Raw genomic sequence first — 17,427 nt, 5'->3', positions numbered from 1 at the left:
GTAGGGCAAGAATATAGACAATGGATGAACAGATTGCTGGAATGGATAGATAGGAGTTCCATTTTCGTGGGAAGTATGGTAGAACAATAGAAGGAGTATAGGCCGCAGCGGCACAGAAAGGGATGCTTGGTTGAATGTATGTAGTATGTAAAGAACATGTAGAGTTAGCCATCGACAAATTTGTGGACGAGTATGAGGATGCACCTGATATTGTGGACTTGAAGGAGACCGAGTTCTCGGACTGGGACCCGCCGGCCAAATGTGCGGAATGTGAGAAGAATGCGGAATATTTAGTGGTCTAAAGGACTGTTAAAATTTATTAAAAACACCTTGCAGTCCCGGAAATGGGCCGCAGGGTGTTTTTTTGCATGAAATAATATATGTGTTAGCCGATTAGGTCTTATGCATCTGCTGCATCTACTATGTCGGTCAGCGAGCTACTTCGGTTGCCTCGGCGGTAGAGAATAGCTGAGATGATGGCGATCAATGCTGCAATAGAGAGTCCCCAGTAGATATTGGAGTAGGCTGCAGAAAGCGGCAGTCCGCGCTGCCATTCTAGTGCGCTTGCGGCCATAGCCACGCTGAAGGCGCCGCTGAAGAATTGCAGCAGCTGGAACAGGCCCATCCCGGAGCCAATTTGTGAAGAAGGCAGAATCCGAGAGATTTCATTGGATACACTACTGGACAGTGTCGTGAAGGCCAGACTCATAATCATATAGATGAACATGACGGCAATCCATGACCGCCCAGCAAAGAAAGCGAATAGGATGGTAGCGGTCAATACGAGCAATGGTGCAAAACGCAAAATCCCCGCATTGCCATAACGGTCAATGATTCGCCCGACGGAGCGGGAGACAAAGATGGCGAGCAGCGAACCCGGAAAGATCACAAGCCCGGCATGGCTTGCGCTGAAGCCGAAACGGTGAGTCAGAATCTGCGGCAGCAGGAATAACGTGGCAAAGCTGCATAGGTAGGAGGCAACTCCGATCAGAGCCAACACGAGATATGAGCGGTTACGGAAAAGATCCGGCATCACGAATGGATCAGGTGTGCTGCGGATACGGCCAACAAATAAAGCAATGGCGACAATTCCGGCGATCAAGGCAATCCACAACCCGCTGGTCAGGAACAGCAGCAGCCCGGTCGTGCCGACGCCCAAGAACAGCCCGCCAAGCACATCAAAGGAGCCACGGGTGGGTACTTCTTTGGGCAGCAGGATAAGGAACAGCGGCACTAGAAGCAGAATAGCTGCCGTTACAGAGAATAGCCAAATCCAGCCGAGATATTCGACGATGGCTCCGCCCGCGACCGGCCCAAGCCCTAGACCCAGCGAGACGGCTGACATAATTGTCGCCATTGCTTTGCCGCGGCGGGCTTGCGGGATATAGCGGGTAAACAGGACAAGCGACAAGGACATTACTGCGCCCGCGCCTGAGGCCTGGAGAATGCGTACGATAAGCAGGAAGATAAAGTTAGTGCTGAAAAAGCCGGCAACAGCCGCGAGGCCCAGCGTCAACAAGCCTATAACCAACAGACGGCGAATCGGCAGAAAATCAGAAAGCCGGCTGTACGTGATTGAGGCAATCGAGAACATAATGGAATACCCGGTGACAATCCAAGAAGCGGACGCAGCCGTAATCCCGAAGGCTTCGGTCACATCAGGCAGCGCCAGATTGAACATAGCCGTATTCATGATTACGAGAACCACAGCGACACTGAACAGCAGGGTCAGCAGGCCTTCTCGTGGAAGAGGCGCTTCCGGAACGGAGGCTTCATGATCCGCATTCGCGGAGAGGTTATTTACAGAAGTCATGTGCGAAGCACTCCTTTTATTATTGTTTAATAGTTCGATTACTTACGAACAATTGAAATATAGCATGCGTTGATATAAAATGCAATTAGGAACACCAATATTTTTTTCGCATTCATCGTACGACAAAAGGGGATAATCATCCGTGAAAATACTATTTCATCCGGACCGCAAGGACATTCAGCTTGCCTCCGTATTGTATGCACTCAGCGATCCGATTCGCTTACATATCGTATCGGATATTCACTTAAATGGAGAACAGGCTTGCAACGGCTTCAACGTCCCGATCGCAAAATCCACTATGTCTCACCATGCCCGTACTTTGCGCGAGTCAGGAGTTGTTTTTACACGAGTTCAAGGAACACAGCGCATGTTGTCCCTGCGGACTGAGGATCTTAATGCACGTTTCCCAGGCTTGCTGGACTCTATATTGAGCGCTTATGAAGCTGGGGGGAAACCGGATTTAGTGATGGAGGAGCAGGAAGAAAGTAAGTAGGGATGGATTGAACCTGCTGAGGACGAGGAATACATGAAATTCTAGATTCAGGCAATCTAGGAATACGTGGGATCAGGAGATCCATAGATTGCATGAAAAATAGGACATTTAGGGACTGCGCAAGAGTAGGCCGTTTTAATTGTCGTTTCTTTTCCACCAAATATGTGATAGAACAGAAGGTACTTACTAAAACTACAAGGGACGCCCAGTGCGCGTCCTTTTGCTATTTCTATAGAGGATTATGACAGGAGGCACTTATGCTTATTCAAATTATTGGCGTAGGAAAATTGAAGGAAAAGTACTTGATCGATGGCATCGCGGAGTATGCAAAACGGCTGACACCATACCTGAAGTTTCAGGTCATTGAGGTGGCAGATGAAAAAGCACCCGATTCTCTAAGCGAAGCAGAGGTCGTGCAGGTAAAGGGACGCGAGGGCGAACGCATCCTCGCGCAGATTAAGAGCGAGGCGCATGTCATTGCGCTCGCGATCGACGGCAAGCTGTGGAGCTCGGAAGAGCTTGCCGCAGAAATTGACCGGCTCGGCACCTACGGGACGAGCCATGTCGTGTTCGTCATCGGAGGGAGCCACGGGCTCTCCGACGAGGTCATGCGCCGCGCGCAGCAGCGCATGAGCTTCGGGCGCATGACGCTGCCACATCAGCTCATGCGCCTGGTGCTGGTGGAGCAGGTGTATCGCGCGGTGAAGATCAATCGGGGGGAACCGTATCACAAGTAAGGCGAACTTGTATACTTGCAAAAATAACTCCGAAATCCAGCGTTATGCGATTTAGGATTTAAACTATTTCAGAGTGGTCTCAAGAGATGGCGGATGAATTTCAGCTGTGTTAGAACAGACATTAAGGTGTGATATTTAATTCGAATCAAATGCAGATGATGAAGACCTGCGGGAAGAACTTTGTGAGTGCTGCCATTTTTTGATTTGAACTGTGCGCGGTGCTTATCGTTCACCCCCTCCTTTTTACTGTGTACTCCTTTCGTAGGACTTAAACCTTTTATTATTCGACTATGATGTTTAAACAGAGTCGAATGATAGAAGGTTTTTTTGCATGAAGACAATCAATATTGAAGCATCTAAGCATCTAGTTTTGGTAAATAATCAACAAGGAGCGAACATGAATGGAACAAACGGTTAAGAATAAAGTCACAGGAGAACAAATTACTTTTCTAGAAACGGCAAAGGACACGGAGGGAGAGTATTTATTAATCGAAGTTGCACTGCCTCCATTTGGCAAAGGTCCACCTTTGCATATTCATGATCAGCTTGAAGAGCAATTCGAAGTAATTACAGGTAAGCTCACCGTAACTTTAGGTAAAACAGAGCATGTGTTAGAAGCGGGAGACCGCCGTATTGCCCCACTTAAAACGTCACATACCTTTGCGAACGAGCATGAAGAGCCAGTTGTATTCCGCGTCCGGCTAACGCCGCCAAGCAAGTTCGAGCAATCGGTTCGCATTCATTACGGGCTCATGGACGATAGATTAACAGATGAAAAGGGCAAACCCAAGTCACTTGCCCATACCGCTTTCGTTTTAACACTACAAAACACCCTAATCGTGGGTATTCCCTTCTGGTTACAACGTTCTCTCTTTAAATTCATTATTAAACGAGCCCGTAAAAAAGGAGTTTATGAAGTTCTGAAAAAGTATACAGGAGAGGTGCTGTAAGGAGAATTAATCGTTCATTTCTCACACAATCTTATAGAATACTACTTTCGTAGGACTACAAACTATTATATTTCTCACTATAATGTCCAGAGGAAGTCGAATTATAGTTGTTTTTTTGTTGCTTTGATTTTATCGGGTGAAGGGGGATCAATGTGAGGAAAGTATATCGTCGTTTAATAGTTGCTGTTATGAGTTTCACATTAATTGGAGGTACAGCCGCAGGGGCTGCCGGCATTCAAAGTGAGCTGTACCTGGGTGACAGCCATGAGGCTCTTTCAAAAGTAACAGTATTTGCAGGAAGTGGTGAATTTGACGATTGGGATGGAGCGGCATCAGAGGCTTCTTTTCGTATGCCTCAGGGAATCGCTGTCTTGAAGGATGGTTCTGTGCTTGTGGCAGACACCCGGAATCATCTCATCCGTCAAGTGAAGAATGGAGAGGTTTCTACCTATGCGGGCTTAATGCTTGACGGGGAAGACTACGGAACTCCTGAGGGAGCTTGGCACGATGGTGCTAAAGAAGATGCTGTGTTCAACGGTCCTTCGGGCATGGATACGGATTTGGAAGGTAATATATACATAGCAGATACCGAAAATCATCGGATACGAAAAATATCTAAGGATGGGATGGTAACAACGGTTGCCGGTGATGGCATAATCGGCAATGAAGACGGTATAGGTAATGAAGCGGGATTCTATCATCCCCAGGATGTGGCTGTCGCTGCAGATGGAACCTTGTATGTTGCGGATACGTTAAATCATTTAATCCGGCAAATAACAGCGGATGGTCAAGTGACTACACTTAACGCTGCATCTGATCGAGTCGTCGAGGTGATTGGCGGCTATGCTGTTCCTGCAGGTGATTATGCAGATGGAGAGCTTTCAACCGCCAAGTTTAATGATCCTACCAGCATTGCGATCGACCATAAAGGCAACTTATATGTAAGTGATACGGGCAATCGAGTAATTCGCTATATTGATCTGGCCAAGCGTACAGTGACAACCGCGGCGGGTTTGCCTGCGGGGGAGGAGCCTGTGTATGCGAATGGTAGCCTGTATGCCGAAGGTGGTTATGCGGATGGTGCCGCTACACAGGCACGCTTTCAGTCTCCTAGAGGAATCGTCGTAACAAAGGATGGGGGACTAGTCATTGCCGATAGCTTGAACCACACGATTCGTTATCTTGTTGACGGGTATGTGAGTACAATTGCTGGTGTACCTGCTCAGTTTGGTCAAGTAGATGGCATTAACGGTCATAATCTGCTCCATAATCCGACAGATGTAGCGGTTCTGCCAAATGGCGGCTTGCTCATTGCGGACAGCTATAACAATAAAATCCGTGAGCTTGAGTATTACCAGCTTCCAACCAATTTGCCCCACAATGATCAGGTGAAGGTTGTGATCAATGATACCGTGATCAGACTTGACGTGCAGCCCGAAATTGTGAAGGGGCGCACAATGGTGCCCGTGAGAGCTTTAAGCGAAATGCTGGGCTATAAGGTTGGATTGTTGGATAACCAGCGTACCATTGAATTGACAAAGGGAGACGTAAGTATCAGGCTGCAAATGGAGAGTAAAGTGATTTCCATTAACAATGCCGAGACGGGTGCAGAAGAGCAGCGAGAGATTGAGACAGCGCCATATAACAAAGATGGCCGTTCCTATGTTCCGATCCGATTTTTCAGTGAGGCATTTGGAGCAGATGTACAATGGGATTCGAACACGAGGACGGTAATTTTACGGGAAATCGCGGAAGCGGTCGAGAAGCTGCCTGCAGCAGATCGCAAGTCGCGTGTGACGGTAATCGAACAGATTAAAGGAACGGTCTGGATCAATCAGGCGGGCGGTTCATTGACTTACCGGGCCTATAATGGCATGAATCTTCATCAAGGTGATCATATTCTTACGGAAAAAAATACGAGCGCGATATTAAGGACGGCCGATCGTGGGGATGAAATTACGATAAGCGAAAACTCGGAGCTGTACATTTCAAACTTAAGTGATGCGTCCCGTGTAAAGCACACGAGCTTTATGTTATGGAGCGGGCTAGCTGCGGCCAATGTGTCCTCACTGGTAAGTGCCAAGGATACCTTCAACATCCTTACGCCGACGGCTGTGACTGATGTTCGAGGCACGAATTTTATGGTGGGTATCAATCCGGTTACGTTGTTTCCGATGATTACTGTAAACAGCGGTCTAGTTCAGGGAAGCGGCAACGGAACTAGTCAGGATCCAGCCCTCCTCGTATATCCTGGGCAGCAACTGAGCTTAAATCCAGGATTAGATTCGCAAACGCCCAATGTGCCTTATGTGGTTGATCTTTCCGGTCTCGTTAATCAAGCTTCACCTGCTGTTATCGAAGCCATATTAAAGGCTAAGCAAAAAATAGAGCAGGAAAATGAGGAGATGCTGGAGAGGTTTAGAAATCAAGCCCCAGGGTCTATCCCTAGCGGAAATCCGGGTGGCTTGTCTCCAGACGATCTGGATCGATACCAAAATAATTTAGATAATCTTCTTCCTAATATTTTAAAGCAGGCTCGTGATCAGAATTTAATAGGACCAGAACAATTGCAGGCACTTATCGATGAGGCCAATAAGCAATCCGGTAAAAAGATCGATTTGAATAATGTCCTGCCGCTTCAATTATCGGATGAGGAAAAGCAGCAGCAGGCAAGGCAGAAGCAATTGGAGGAAGAACAAAAAAGACTGCTGGAGGAGCAAAATAAGCAGCGTCTACTAGACGCACAGAAGCAGGCCCTAATAGATAAGCTTCTAGCTGCAAAAGTACTGCAAGAGCTGGAGAATAAGAAGAAACTTGAAGAAGCCGGTAAACAATCGGAGGAAAAGTTGATGCAACGACTTTTGGATGCTGAGAAGAAAAGATTTGAGGAGCTGAAAAAATTTTTGGAGCAGATGAAGAAGCTGCAAGAACAAGCTCAGCGGCCGCCAACACCGACGACACCATCAGGACTATCGGGATTGACACCGACGCCGACGCCAACACCGACGCCGACGCCAACACCGACACCGACGCCAACACCGACACCGACGCCAACACCGACGCCGACGCCAACACCGACACCGACGCCAACACCGACACCGACGCCAACACCGACGCCGACGCCAACACCGACACCGACGCCAACACCGACACCGACGCCAACACCGACACCGACGCCAACACCGACGCCGACGCCAACACCGACACCGACGCCAACACCGACGCCAACACCAACACCGACGCCAACACCAACACCAACGAATACTGCTCCTGAGGCGGTTAAACCAATATCTAATCAAATGGTAAATTCTAATGCGCCATTTGAAATCGATATGAGCGAGGTTTTCCATGATGCGGATGGTGATTCGTTAACATTCACAGCCCGTTCGAGTGATACGGCAGTTGTAGAGGTAGATGTGGAAGGAGCTAGCATGCGCATTAGCCCAACTGGTTTCGGTTCAACAGAAATTCATATAACGGCCAATGACGGTAAAGGCGGACTAACTACAGCCTCCTTCCGTTTCGCGTACTATGGGGAGATACAGAATATGAGGTCTGAAGTTCAGCCTCATTTCATTGAGCTCTATTGGAATGAGTATGGGGAAGAGGGGATCAACTATCACGTTTATATGAATGAGGAGCTGATCGAAACCACCCCAACCACCCATGTTTCACTTAGGAATCTTAATCCGGAGACGGTGTATAATCTGCGTGTAATTGCGGTTACTCGCGATGAAAAGATCATAGCGTTATCCGATTATTCGGTAACGACACTTCCTATCTACTTTGAGCCTATACCAAGTGACGGCTGATTCAATTACCGTATGTGGAACAAATAAATAAGCAGCTTTTTTGGAGGACTTTACGCTCCTATCATTTGTCTATGTTGTTTAGATAAAGCGAAATGATAGGAGACTTTTTATATGGAGACGACCAAGAGGCTTCTATTAATATTGGTGGCTTCTAGCGATGAAGAATTCTTTATGCGTAAGGACAAAAGAATGATGACAAGGAAAAGTAGGAAATTAGCAATAATGTTATTGATTATCCTTTTTATAATAGGAGGTATTTCGGGAAGCGTAGAATTTGGCGGCATATCGACTGTTGCAGCCGCTACAAACATCTCCGGTCAAGATGGAATTGGGTATAGTGGCTCCATTCTTGGGGATGAAGTGTTAGGAAGAACATTTACTGGATATCAGGCATGGCCAAGCGGATTTATAAAAGGATCTTCTGCCTTTGCCGGCGGTGTCTATGACGGAACTAACACAAGGTCGAAGCGGGAATCGGTTCGAACCGGAGTCGGAGGCCACACGGGCTGAGGAGGCGGTACTTATATTACGGTTGCTTCAACAGAAATAGTCAGGCGAATGCATGTGTTTTTGCCAATAGTTTCGCTGAGCTGAACCCTATAAGGCACCCGGACCGGGTGTCTTTTTTTCGTGCGCCCATAGTATATTTGAGTTAACTTACAGGGGGGGAATTAAAACTAATGGACTCCAAAAGCATCATAGATTAATATTTATAATAAACTTATCTTCCTAACCAAAGAGATCAGGACCTTTCGAACCATCTATAACTCAAAACTTAACTTATATTTTAGGTAGGTGCGTACGATTGTCGGCTATGATTAAGAAACTAAAAGATTACATAAAGGAGCCTCCTATAGAGATTGAAGGCTTCATTGAGCTCTCCATCCCATTGACGGAATTGGTGCTCCGTGAGCATCAAGAGAATGGGATGATCGGATGCTTGAGCCCCGTTAACATCAGTATTCAATGGGATGAAAAGACGGCGCGCATGATAAAGATCGGGGTAGGTAATGCTGCTTATCGGTCTCCTGAGCAATCAGGACGGATTAATCGTGTGCCGGATGAACGCAGCGATCTATACGCAGTAGGCGTTATTTTTTATGAGCTGTTCACCGGACAACTGCCTTTTCTTCCTGAAGACGGTGAAGATTGGAGTACTGTACATATTAGCAGGAAGCCTCAGCTTCATAATCGGTTGGAGGGAGAAGGGCCGCTGCAAAATATTTTGATGAAGTTACTTGCCAAATCTCCGGAGGATCGGTACCAGAGCGCTTACGGGTTACTTGAGGATCTGAAGTGGTGTCGGGACATGCTGAATAAACAAGGATCGCTGACGCCCTTCGAAGTAGGCCGCCTAGACCAAATTCGTTCGCTAGGTCGAACCGATAATTGGTACGGGCGCAGCGCTGTAGTAGAGCAAGTGGAGGCCAAACTTGAGCAGGCGGCTCAAGGGATGAGCGTATTTTCATGGGTGAGCGGCCAGGAGGGCATTGGCAAAACGACGCTCGTTCGCAGATTACAGTTAAAGGTCGCTCGGCGTGGAGGCATGTTTGTTGAAGGGAGAGCAGAACCTCTTCAGCAAACTGCACCGTATGAACCGATTCTTCAAGCTTTGCGACAATGGGTGGATCAGCTGTGGAGCGAGCCGGCAGATGTCATTTCACAGCTTAAAATAAAGCTGCAGGCGGAGTTTGGACGAGATGTGAGGGAAATCGTCACTATTTTGCCCGAGATTCATTCGCTGTTTGGAACCGAGACGGAGGTATCGGCTGCCGTGGACGAAGAAAATGGCTGGGATCGTGCCAGAGATCATCTGCCACATCTCATGCAATGCATGGCCGAATGCAAGCCCCCGCTTGTCCTGTTTATTGATAACCTGGAATGGGCCGACCATGGAACGCATGCGGTACTTGACTCCCTTGTGAAGCATACGGTACCCGGTTTGTTCCTGATTGGAACGAGCCGGATGACAGTTGAGCAAGCTCCCACTTTGGGAGAACCTAATTTGAATCACTTCCCAGAGATTACCTGGTTAGTTGAGAGATGGCGTACCAATTCGGAGGAAATAGTGGCCCTCCTGCCACTGACATACGAAGAGGTGAGCCAATATGTCTCCGATGCCTTGCATGAAAATTCTGCTCGTATTCGTCTTCTGGCCAGATCTGTCTATAATCAAAGCGGTGGTAACCCTCGGGCGATACGTCTGATACTAGAAGGCTGGCTGCAAGAGAAAAAACTCAGCTTTGACGATAATAGGCATCAGTGGTCATGGGATCCGGAAGTCATCCGGCAAATGGGCGATCCAGAAGCTCACCTCCGTCTGATGGAGGTGAGCTTCACTAAGCTATCGAACGATACAAAGCAGCTTCTAGCCATGGCTGCCGCGATTGGCTCTGCTTTCCGATTGTCGATTCTTGCCAAAGCATGCGACATGGTGCCGGATGCCGCTTTCCATGGGCTACAAGAGGTAGAGGCAGAAGGAATCATCTATCGTGAGGATGAGGATGAGCAGGGAGACAGACAGGATCGAATCTATTTGTTCGTCCATGAGTGCATTCACCGAATGGCATATGATTTCGATTCAGGACGCAACGCGGACAGGCACCGTAGGATCGGGCAGCTGCTGCAACGCAGCTTTCCCAAGTGGAGTGATAATACGACGCTGACGGCAATCGATCACTTGAACCTAGCCGCATCGGTTCTGTCAGGGCAAGAGGTTCGGCAACTGGTTGAGCATAATCTTCAAGCGGGAAAGAAGGCATTAGCTGATGGGCGCTATGTAAAAGGGAAAGAATATGCGGAGAATGGGATTCGCCTATTAACGGAATACAAAGAGCTCGAATCGGGCGAGCTCAATGTTCAACTGCAGTTGGTGTTAGCATGGACGGAGTATATGGGCGGGCAACCCGACCGGGCGAGAGTACTATTGTCGGATTTAAATAAGAACACCAAGGGGATGAGCCGATCGAAGCGTTCGTGCATATGGGTGCCCTTGATTCAATTTCACGCGTTTGTGGACAATGAGGCGGCAATTGCAATTGGAAAAGAAGCGTTGGAGGCTTATGGATGGAAGCTTCAGGAGAATAGCTCCTTGTTGTCCATCGCCAAGGAAGTGACTCGGACAGGGCTTATGTTGTATCGAAAACGCAATAAGTCTTATCTGTTGTCCGACGCTCTTGATGAAGAGTATACGGAGTTATGCCTGTTATTGGAGCAGCTATTTTTTCCTCTCTTTATGCATGACGCCAGAGCGTTGCTAGAATTCTATGCTCGGTTTATCCGTTACGGGCTTCAGAAAGGGTTAAACGAATCACTTGCCGTCATGATCGTAGGATACGAGTTGATCATACAGAGGGTGCTTCCAAACTATGTTCAAGCGCCTTCAATCGCCAAACGGGTATTTTCGGAAATGGTTAATTTGTCCAATTTTAATCAACATTCATTTAATTTTGCGAGTGGAATGTTTAAGCAAATGGATAAGCCCTCGGAGGCTTTCATCATGATGTATAAGTCGATGCGCCAAGGGTTAGAAAGTGGAGAAAGAGATTTCGCCAATCTGGCCCTGATTACCTGTCTCGTGACGTACAGCGGTGACCTGGATGCTTTAAAGGAGCTACTCCAGTATTATGAGGAGAATATGCGACAGTTCGCCAGCGACAAGACACAGGAAATAGTACGGATCGCAGAGAGTTACATGTTAGCACTACAGGACGAATCTAAGAGGGAAGACTTCATTTCCATTCCGCAGGTTCCGTCAAGCGGCGCTTCGAAGCAACAGGAAGAGGATAACTATGGTTGTGTCTGCAGGCTAGAAGTGGCTTACTTGTCGGGTAATTATGAGGAAGCCTTGTACTGGGCGAAGCAGGGAAGGCAGAACGAGCTGTCACTGGATTGGACAAGAATTCGCAAGCAACGCTTTTATGAGAGTTTGAGCTTAGCCGCTATATTTTTGGAGAAAAACGAGGAAGAACGCAAGCAGATACGGCAAGCTATACGTCGTCAATTGCGAAAAATGAAAAGCTGGCGAGGATTTCTAGGCAACAGGTCCTCCGCATATTTGCTAATGAAAGCGGAGGACGAACGAATGGCTGGAAATCCGATGGCTGCGGTACACGGATATATGGCTGCGATTGGGCAGGCGAGAGCTGAAAAATACGCTCTAATTGAAGGGATTGCCTGCGAACGGCTTGCAATCTGCTATAAAGATGACTTAATTAGCGGATCCGGTGCGATGATTAACATGATGGATGCCTGCGCCGCGTTCGCCGAATGGGGCATCACCTCCAAGGTGGCCCAAATCAAAGGCAGATATGCCGATCTGTTGGTTTACCCAGCTGCCAAGCAGCAGGAGGAGCAGATCTTGGAGCAGGAAGTGGAAAGCGACCGTAAGCGCATGGACATGCCACAGCTGAATACTTCAGTGGAAGGCAGGGAAGAGGCGAGGGAAGGCGAGTATGAGCTTGTGCGACAACTCATTGAGGGGGTTAGCAAGCTGAAGCAGGCTAGCTGGATGACAAGTCTGCTGGAAGCAGCGCTTCGCCAGTCTGGCGCCGATTGGGGTCTCTTGTTGAGCCGCCAAGGTGACGGGTTTGCTATCGAAGCAGGCGGATCAGATCGGTCGGATAAGCAAACGGCATCCGGATTGTATGCAGAGAGCGTCTTGAGTCATACTGCGTTGACAGGTAAGCCGCTACTTCTCCATGATGCGATTCGGAGTTTTTGGGTGAAGGATCATTATATTGAAGCACAGCAGCCCAGATCAATATTGTGCATACCGATCGCGGTTCCGGGAGATCGAGCTTCCTATTTACTCTACTTGGAAAATCGGAAATTACCAGGTGTGTTTACGGATCGGGACGTAAAGGTGTTAGAGCTTGTCGCGACGCGGATGATTTATGTCGAGCTGCTGGAAGGCGATGTTGGGGGTGCCGTAGAAAATATCTCGTTGCCGTTGCCTGTCCCAAGCCCCGATCAAACGGAGCTGAGTGAGCCACTGACCGACCGGGAGTACGAAATCTTAATGAATATTGCTGAAGGGCTATCGAACCGAGAGATTGCCGAGCGGCTCGGTATTGCCGAAACGACGGTCAAGACGCATGTATCGAGAGTCATCGGCAAGCTTGGCGTGAAGCGGCGGGGGCAAGCCGTTGTCCGTGCCAGGGAGCTGCAATTGATAGATTGACGAACGAGGAAGCGAGCCTTTAAGGGGCTCTTTTTTTCGTTTTTTTGAGGTGTACATCTTTAGGAGGGTAAGAAATTCTGCCTTATCCGAGGATATATCTCCACACTCTAGAAAAAGGACTTTCAGTTCTATCGGGGTCCGTCTATCTATAATTAGACAGTATATTGACTAATTAAAATAATCTGCTATGATGAATAAAGACAACATATTGTCTAACTGAGAAAAGGAGGACTCATGGATAATTACAGAGAGTTATTTTTGATGCAACAAATATATGCGACTTCATTCTCTCTTACCAATAAGATTCAGGGTAAAGGTGATAACTACATGGATCATTTTACATCCAGACAGTTTATGGTAATGATGGCCGTTGCTCATATATCCGAAGATGAATCGACGTTGAACAACATTGCAAGAAAGTTAGGTTCCACAAAACAGAGTGTGAAACAGATGATCATGATTTTGGAGAATAAGGGCTACATTAAGATTTCGCCTAGTAGTAAGGATAAACGGGCTGTCAATGTGACGATTACTGACTCTGGAAAACAAGCCCTATTGGAAGACGGCGAAAAAGCAACATTCTTCTTAGAAGAACTTTTTACGGAGTTTTCTACGGAGGAATTGGAAACAATGTGGGGTCTATTAAAGAAACTATACCGCTTTGACGGTGAGCAACAAGATGGATTTGAAGAAGATGGTAGTTTGGAATTCACGGAGAATCAAAACGACACCCAGATGAAGGTACTGAAGGAATTTGAAAAACGAAGAACCCATCGAGGAGTGGAGAATAGCCATGAAGAATAAGTCTGCAAGGCTAATTAATATTGAAGAATACGCACCAATCAATGGAATCAATCAATACTTGTATCACTTGGGAACTAACTATGATAACCCTGTGATGCTATTTTTGCATGGAGGACCCGGCTCAGCTGAATCTTTGTTTACGAGGGCGTTCCAAGAAAAATGGGAAGACATCTATACGGTGGTTCATTGGGACCAGCGCGGGACTGGGAAGACTTTAACCAGAAATCCAGATAAGCTTCCAACGATTGATCTGGTGCTGCAGGATTTGTTTGAAGTCATCCAATTCTTGAAGAAGAAATATAACAAGCAGAAGATCGTCCTGATCGGTCATTCTTGGGGAAGTGTATTGGGTTCTGTGTTTATTAAGAAGTATCCAGAAGAGGTAGCTTATTATATAGGCGCCTCACAGGTTATTGATATGTTGGAAAATGAGAGAGTCGGTTATAACAAAGTTAAAGAACTAATTGCGCAAGCCGGTGATACTAAATCAATGAGAAGGCTGGAGTCCGTTGGTGAATATCCGGGCAACCGAATTGTATTTAACAAACCATTTTTGAAGAAGGTTGATGTGGTAAGAAAGCTCCAAGGAAAATATGAAACAGGAATAAAGCTAGACCTTTCGACTTGGATAACGGTGTTCAAGAGCCCTATTTTCAAGTTTTCAGATATTATTGCGTTCATGAAGATTTTTCGGGTAAATGCTAAGCTGCATGAATTTCTAGGTGATTTCAATCTCCGTACTGAAACGGCAAAATATAAGGTTCCTATTTATTATATTTTGGGTGGGAATGATTGGCAGGCTCCTTATGTCATTGCCCAAAAGTATTTTGAAGAGATCGAAGCTCCGAATAAAGGAATATATATCATTCCTAATGCGGGACATATGACAATGATGGAACAGCCAGTTCTGTTCTTTGATGCTCTGTTGGAAATAAACAAGATTGAAGAAATGAATAAAACCAGTGAAACTACCTACAGCGAGAGCACGCCATTGCTGGCGTAGTAACTACATATAAATGAGATATACCCCTAAAGTAATGTTTACTGAAGGGGGTACCTGCAAGGGTGCCCCCTTCAATTCGCCGTTAGAGTGATACGGTGAACCTTATCATAAGTAGGGGGAAAAGTTTGACGTGAAGTCCTTGCTGGCAGTGGAACGAGAGGGCGTTCAGCTAACGAGAAAGTTCAAATAAAAATCTATATAAAAAGATGTGTCTGATACATCAGAAGCTTGCTTAATTTAGTTTGATCGGGATACCGAATTCCATTTCGCACTGTCCATCCGGATGGTGAAGGGAGTTGGGGAAGTAAATCTCCAGGGCCGGACGTGAAACATCCCATATATATGGGCTTAGGGGAAGCCACTCGATGGAGACCAGGTGCAGCAGATCTTTCACCATATCCAGTCTGTCTGTTATCCGCACAATGGCGTACTTGCCTCCAGGAATCGTCCGGATGCCCAGATCGCCAGTCGGCGTCATCTGTTGCTCCGTTGTAATGCAAGCATCATACCTGTGTCTGCCATCCGGCGTGATGAAAGGGTCGTCGAGGATGAGTCCGACCGTCAGACATCCTTTTTTCAGTGCTTCTCTCGCGTCCAACCACGAGGCTACCCGCTCAAAGAGCCCTGTAATGTCCGAATTGATTGTTCCTTCATTGATGGTTCCCCTATACCGCGCGTAGATAGCATTCATTGGAGCAAGGTTCCGAATCTCAATCGGGAGTTCCGCCAGCTTGCGGGACAGTTCGGTGGACTTTTCAAAGGTGAATCGGGCCCTGAACCGTTCCGCAATCGTCTGGAGAGGAAACCTGTCCCGGCATTCGGAAGCGCTCAGCCCGGTATGCTCACGGAACACTCTGCAAAAGTGGGCCGGGGTTTGCAGACCACAATCCAAGGCGATATCAGTTATGCTCCGGTTTGGGTGGAACAACAGTAGCTTGATTGCCTTCTCGATGCGGATCCGCCGGGTAAACCCGTGCACGTTCTCGCCCATCACCACTTTGAACACCCGATGGAAGTGAAAGGGGGAGAAGGCGGCCATGTCCGAGACTTCTTTAAGGGTTAATGGATTCGTAAGATGCTCCTCCATATAGTTGACGACATGGTTGACCCGGTATCGGTATTCCAATTCCAACGCTTTTGCTGCCACCATTCGTTTCACCGTCCCCCCTTATTTTCATTATTGATTCAATCCTATCTCTATTATAGCAAGAATTGTTAATCAGTTAGCAAGAAATTGGAAGATGATACGCGCCCATTACACTACCATAAGGGAAGAAAGAAGATAACCTTAAAGGATGTGTTCATGTATGACCGAAATATTCCGTTATGCCAAGCTGGCCATGTTGGCAGGGGCAGCTAGCCTGATCCTTACCATGTCCGCTTGCTCTTCCGAAAAGTCCTTAGCCCCTGTGGTGTCCCCCAGCAACTCTAAGGTGATCAACTTGCCCAACGGGGAGTGGCCGATCGGCACTCCAGAGCAGGTTAAGATGGATCCCAAGGAAGTCGAAGCAGTGATGCAATATGCCAAGGAATCGCCGGTTCTCTCCATGCTCGTTGTTAAGGACGGTACAATTGTCTCCGAGTATTACAAGGACGGCATGTCGGATTCCAAGCTGGCTATAAACTCGGTCACCAAGAGCGTGACATCGCTCTTGATCGGGATAGCTATCGACAAAGGTTATCTGAAAGGAATAAATGAGCCGATAGAGCCATTTTTCCCCGAATATAAGGAGTTGTTCAATTCAACCGATAAGAGATCCATTACATTAGAGCACTTGCTCAGCATGACAAGTGGCTTGCATTTCCCGGAATGGACTGATTGGAATTATATGATCCAGCCTATGACGGAGACCAAGGACTGGAACCAATTTGTACTCAGCCAACCGATGGATTCTAGGCCAGGTGAAATATGGAACTACAATACAGGCGGTTCCCAACTAATGGCGGCAATTCTTAGGAAAACGACTGGGCAATCCGAACTCGATTTTGCCAAGGAGCATCTGTTGGGTCCTCTCGGAATTGATAGCATGAAGTGGCCCCGTTCACCGGACGATTCGAATTCAGGGGGCTTCGGCCTGAAGATGAAGCCAAGGGATCTGGCCAAGATTGGCCAATTGGTGCTTAACCGTGGCGTATGGGATGGCAAGCGCATCGTCTCGGAAGCATGGATCCGGGAATCGACCTCTCGGCATTCGGAGGGAAATGTGTTTTTCGGCGAATATGGCCACCATTGGTGGATGAATCAGTACGGCGGGCACAAGGCAGTTTTCGGTTTGGGTTATGCCGGCCAATATCTGACCATTGTTCCCGACCTGAATCTAGTGATCGTCGTGAACTCGGCTGCCACCGGGAATCCCCAGGATACCACCCTTCCTATCCAGTTTATCGAGAGCTTGGTTAAAGCGGTGAAGAACAAATAGAGGATATAGTCCTAGCCTACCGCTGTTTTATTGAACTCCAACCAACGTTGAAATTCGAATGTATACACAATTAAAGGGCACCCACACGAATGCCCTTTAAGGGGGAAACCTATGACAAGGATGCCTGGGGAGAATCCTCCCTCTGCCCGGTAAGAAAGAAAATGCCGCTTCAGCTATCGCGGTGAACCTTATCATAAGTATGGCGAAATAAAT

11 protein-coding genes and 2 pseudogenes are annotated in these 17,427 nt (G+C 47.4%); 11 read left to right on the top strand and 2 right to left on the bottom strand.

Going from position 1 to position 17,427, the window contains the following annotated elements; all coding sequences use genetic code 11:
• Positions 1 to 134 precede the first annotated feature (134 nt).
• A complete protein-coding gene (locus tag NSQ66_RS30110; protein ID WP_063829780.1) occupies positions 135 to 302 on the top strand; it encodes a CxxH/CxxC protein in 168 nt (55 codons plus the stop codon).
• 98 nt (positions 303 to 400) lie between these two features.
• Here NSQ66_RS30110 and NSQ66_RS30105 read toward each other — a convergent pair whose 3' ends face one another.
• Positions 401 to 1,813, bottom strand: a complete 1,413-nt coding sequence (locus NSQ66_RS30105) for an MFS transporter (protein WP_076140574.1) — start codon at positions 1,811 to 1,813, stop codon at positions 401 to 403.
• 142 nt (positions 1,814 to 1,955) lie between these two features.
• Here NSQ66_RS30105 and NSQ66_RS30100 point away from each other — a divergent pair, with 142 nt between their 5' ends.
• From NSQ66_RS30100 to NSQ66_RS30060, 9 genes and pseudogenes are all read left to right on the top strand, one after another.
• Positions 1,956 to 2,306 (top strand): helix-turn-helix transcriptional regulator, encoded by a 351-nt coding sequence (locus NSQ66_RS30100; RefSeq protein WP_038573939.1) that lies wholly within the window; start codon positions 1,956 to 1,958, stop codon positions 2,304 to 2,306.
• Between the two features lie 257 nt (positions 2,307 to 2,563).
• Complete coding sequence (gene rlmH, locus NSQ66_RS30095; RefSeq protein ID WP_036677839.1) at positions 2,564 to 3,043, top strand: 23S rRNA (pseudouridine(1915)-N(3))-methyltransferase RlmH; 480 nt, start codon at positions 2,564 to 2,566, stop codon at positions 3,041 to 3,043.
• 401 nt (positions 3,044 to 3,444) lie between these two features.
• Positions 3,445 to 3,993: a cupin domain-containing protein gene (locus NSQ66_RS30090; protein WP_036677840.1), complete on the top strand. Its 549-nt coding sequence runs from the start codon at positions 3,445 to 3,447 to the stop codon at positions 3,991 to 3,993.
• 152 nt (positions 3,994 to 4,145) lie between these two features.
• Complete coding sequence (locus NSQ66_RS30085; protein WP_339279511.1) at positions 4,146 to 7,805, top strand: stalk domain-containing protein; 3,660 nt, start codon at positions 4,146 to 4,148, stop codon at positions 7,803 to 7,805.
• A gap of 111 nt (positions 7,806 to 7,916) precedes the next feature.
• The gene (locus NSQ66_RS30080) at positions 7,917 to 8,315 is read left to right on the top strand and encodes a hypothetical protein (RefSeq protein ID WP_076140575.1); all 399 of its coding nucleotides are present in this window, start codon (positions 7,917 to 7,919) and stop codon (positions 8,313 to 8,315) included.
• A 304-nt stretch (positions 8,316 to 8,619) separates the two neighbouring features.
• Positions 8,620 to 12,681 (top strand): annotated as a pseudogene (locus NSQ66_RS30075) (AAA family ATPase); the annotation flags it as partial.
• A gap of 105 nt (positions 12,682 to 12,786) precedes the next feature.
• Positions 12,787 to 12,987, top strand: a pseudogene (locus NSQ66_RS30070) (LuxR C-terminal-related transcriptional regulator); the annotation flags it as partial.
• A 234-nt stretch (positions 12,988 to 13,221) separates the two neighbouring features.
• A complete protein-coding gene (locus tag NSQ66_RS30065) occupies positions 13,222 to 13,791 on the top strand; it encodes a MarR family transcriptional regulator (RefSeq protein ID WP_076140579.1) in 570 nt (189 codons plus the stop codon).
• Positions 13,781 to 14,794: an alpha/beta hydrolase gene (locus tag NSQ66_RS30060; protein WP_076140580.1), complete on the top strand. Its 1,014-nt coding sequence runs from the start codon at positions 13,781 to 13,783 to the stop codon at positions 14,792 to 14,794. Before NSQ66_RS30065 ends, NSQ66_RS30060 begins: the two co-directional genes overlap by 11 nt.
• Before the next feature lie 232 nt (positions 14,795 to 15,026).
• Here NSQ66_RS30060 and NSQ66_RS30055 read toward each other — a convergent pair whose 3' ends face one another.
• On the bottom strand, positions 15,027 to 15,944 hold the full coding sequence (locus NSQ66_RS30055) for an AraC family transcriptional regulator (RefSeq protein WP_036681034.1): 918 nt from the start codon (positions 15,942 to 15,944) through the stop codon (positions 15,027 to 15,029).
• Between the two features lie 145 nt (positions 15,945 to 16,089).
• Between NSQ66_RS30055 and NSQ66_RS30050 the strand changes: the two genes are divergently transcribed.
• Positions 16,090 to 17,214, top strand: coding sequence for a serine hydrolase (locus tag NSQ66_RS30050; protein ID WP_081383629.1), 1,125 nt, complete (start codon positions 16,090 to 16,092; stop codon positions 17,212 to 17,214).
• Positions 17,215 to 17,427: the final 213 nt, after the last annotated feature.

Source organism: Paenibacillus sp. FSL H3-0329 (assembly GCF_037963285.1).
Classification (GTDB): domain Bacteria; phylum Bacillota; class Bacilli; order Paenibacillales; family Paenibacillaceae; genus Paenibacillus_AQ; species Paenibacillus_AQ odorifer.
This window is presented reverse-complemented; position numbering and strand designations above follow the sequence as displayed.

Bases quoted from the DNA above. Each gene is read 5' to 3' on its own strand.
- NSQ66_RS30110 (WP_063829780.1), top strand. From the start codon at position 135: ATGTATGTAGTATGTAAAGAACATGTAGAGTTAGCCATCGACAAATTT.
- NSQ66_RS30105 (WP_076140574.1), bottom strand. From the start codon at position 1,813: ATGACTTCTGTAAATAACCTCTCCGCGAATGCGGATCATGAAGCCTCC.
- rlmH (WP_036677839.1), top strand. From the start codon at position 2,564: ATGCTTATTCAAATTATTGGCGTAGGAAAATTGAAGGAAAAGTACTTG.
- NSQ66_RS30090 (WP_036677840.1), top strand. From the start codon at position 3,445: ATGGAACAAACGGTTAAGAATAAAGTCACAGGAGAACAAATTACTTTT.
- NSQ66_RS30080 (WP_076140575.1), top strand. From the start codon at position 7,917: ATGGAGACGACCAAGAGGCTTCTATTAATATTGGTGGCTTCTAGCGAT.
- NSQ66_RS30065 (WP_076140579.1), top strand. From the start codon at position 13,222: ATGGATAATTACAGAGAGTTATTTTTGATGCAACAAATATATGCGACT.
- NSQ66_RS30060 (WP_076140580.1), top strand. From the start codon at position 13,781: ATGAAGAATAAGTCTGCAAGGCTAATTAATATTGAAGAATACGCACCA.
- NSQ66_RS30055 (WP_036681034.1), bottom strand. From the start codon at position 15,944: ATGGTGGCAGCAAAAGCGTTGGAATTGGAATACCGATACCGGGTCAAC.
- NSQ66_RS30050 (WP_081383629.1), top strand. From the start codon at position 16,090: ATGTGTTCATGTATGACCGAAATATTCCGTTATGCCAAGCTGGCCATG.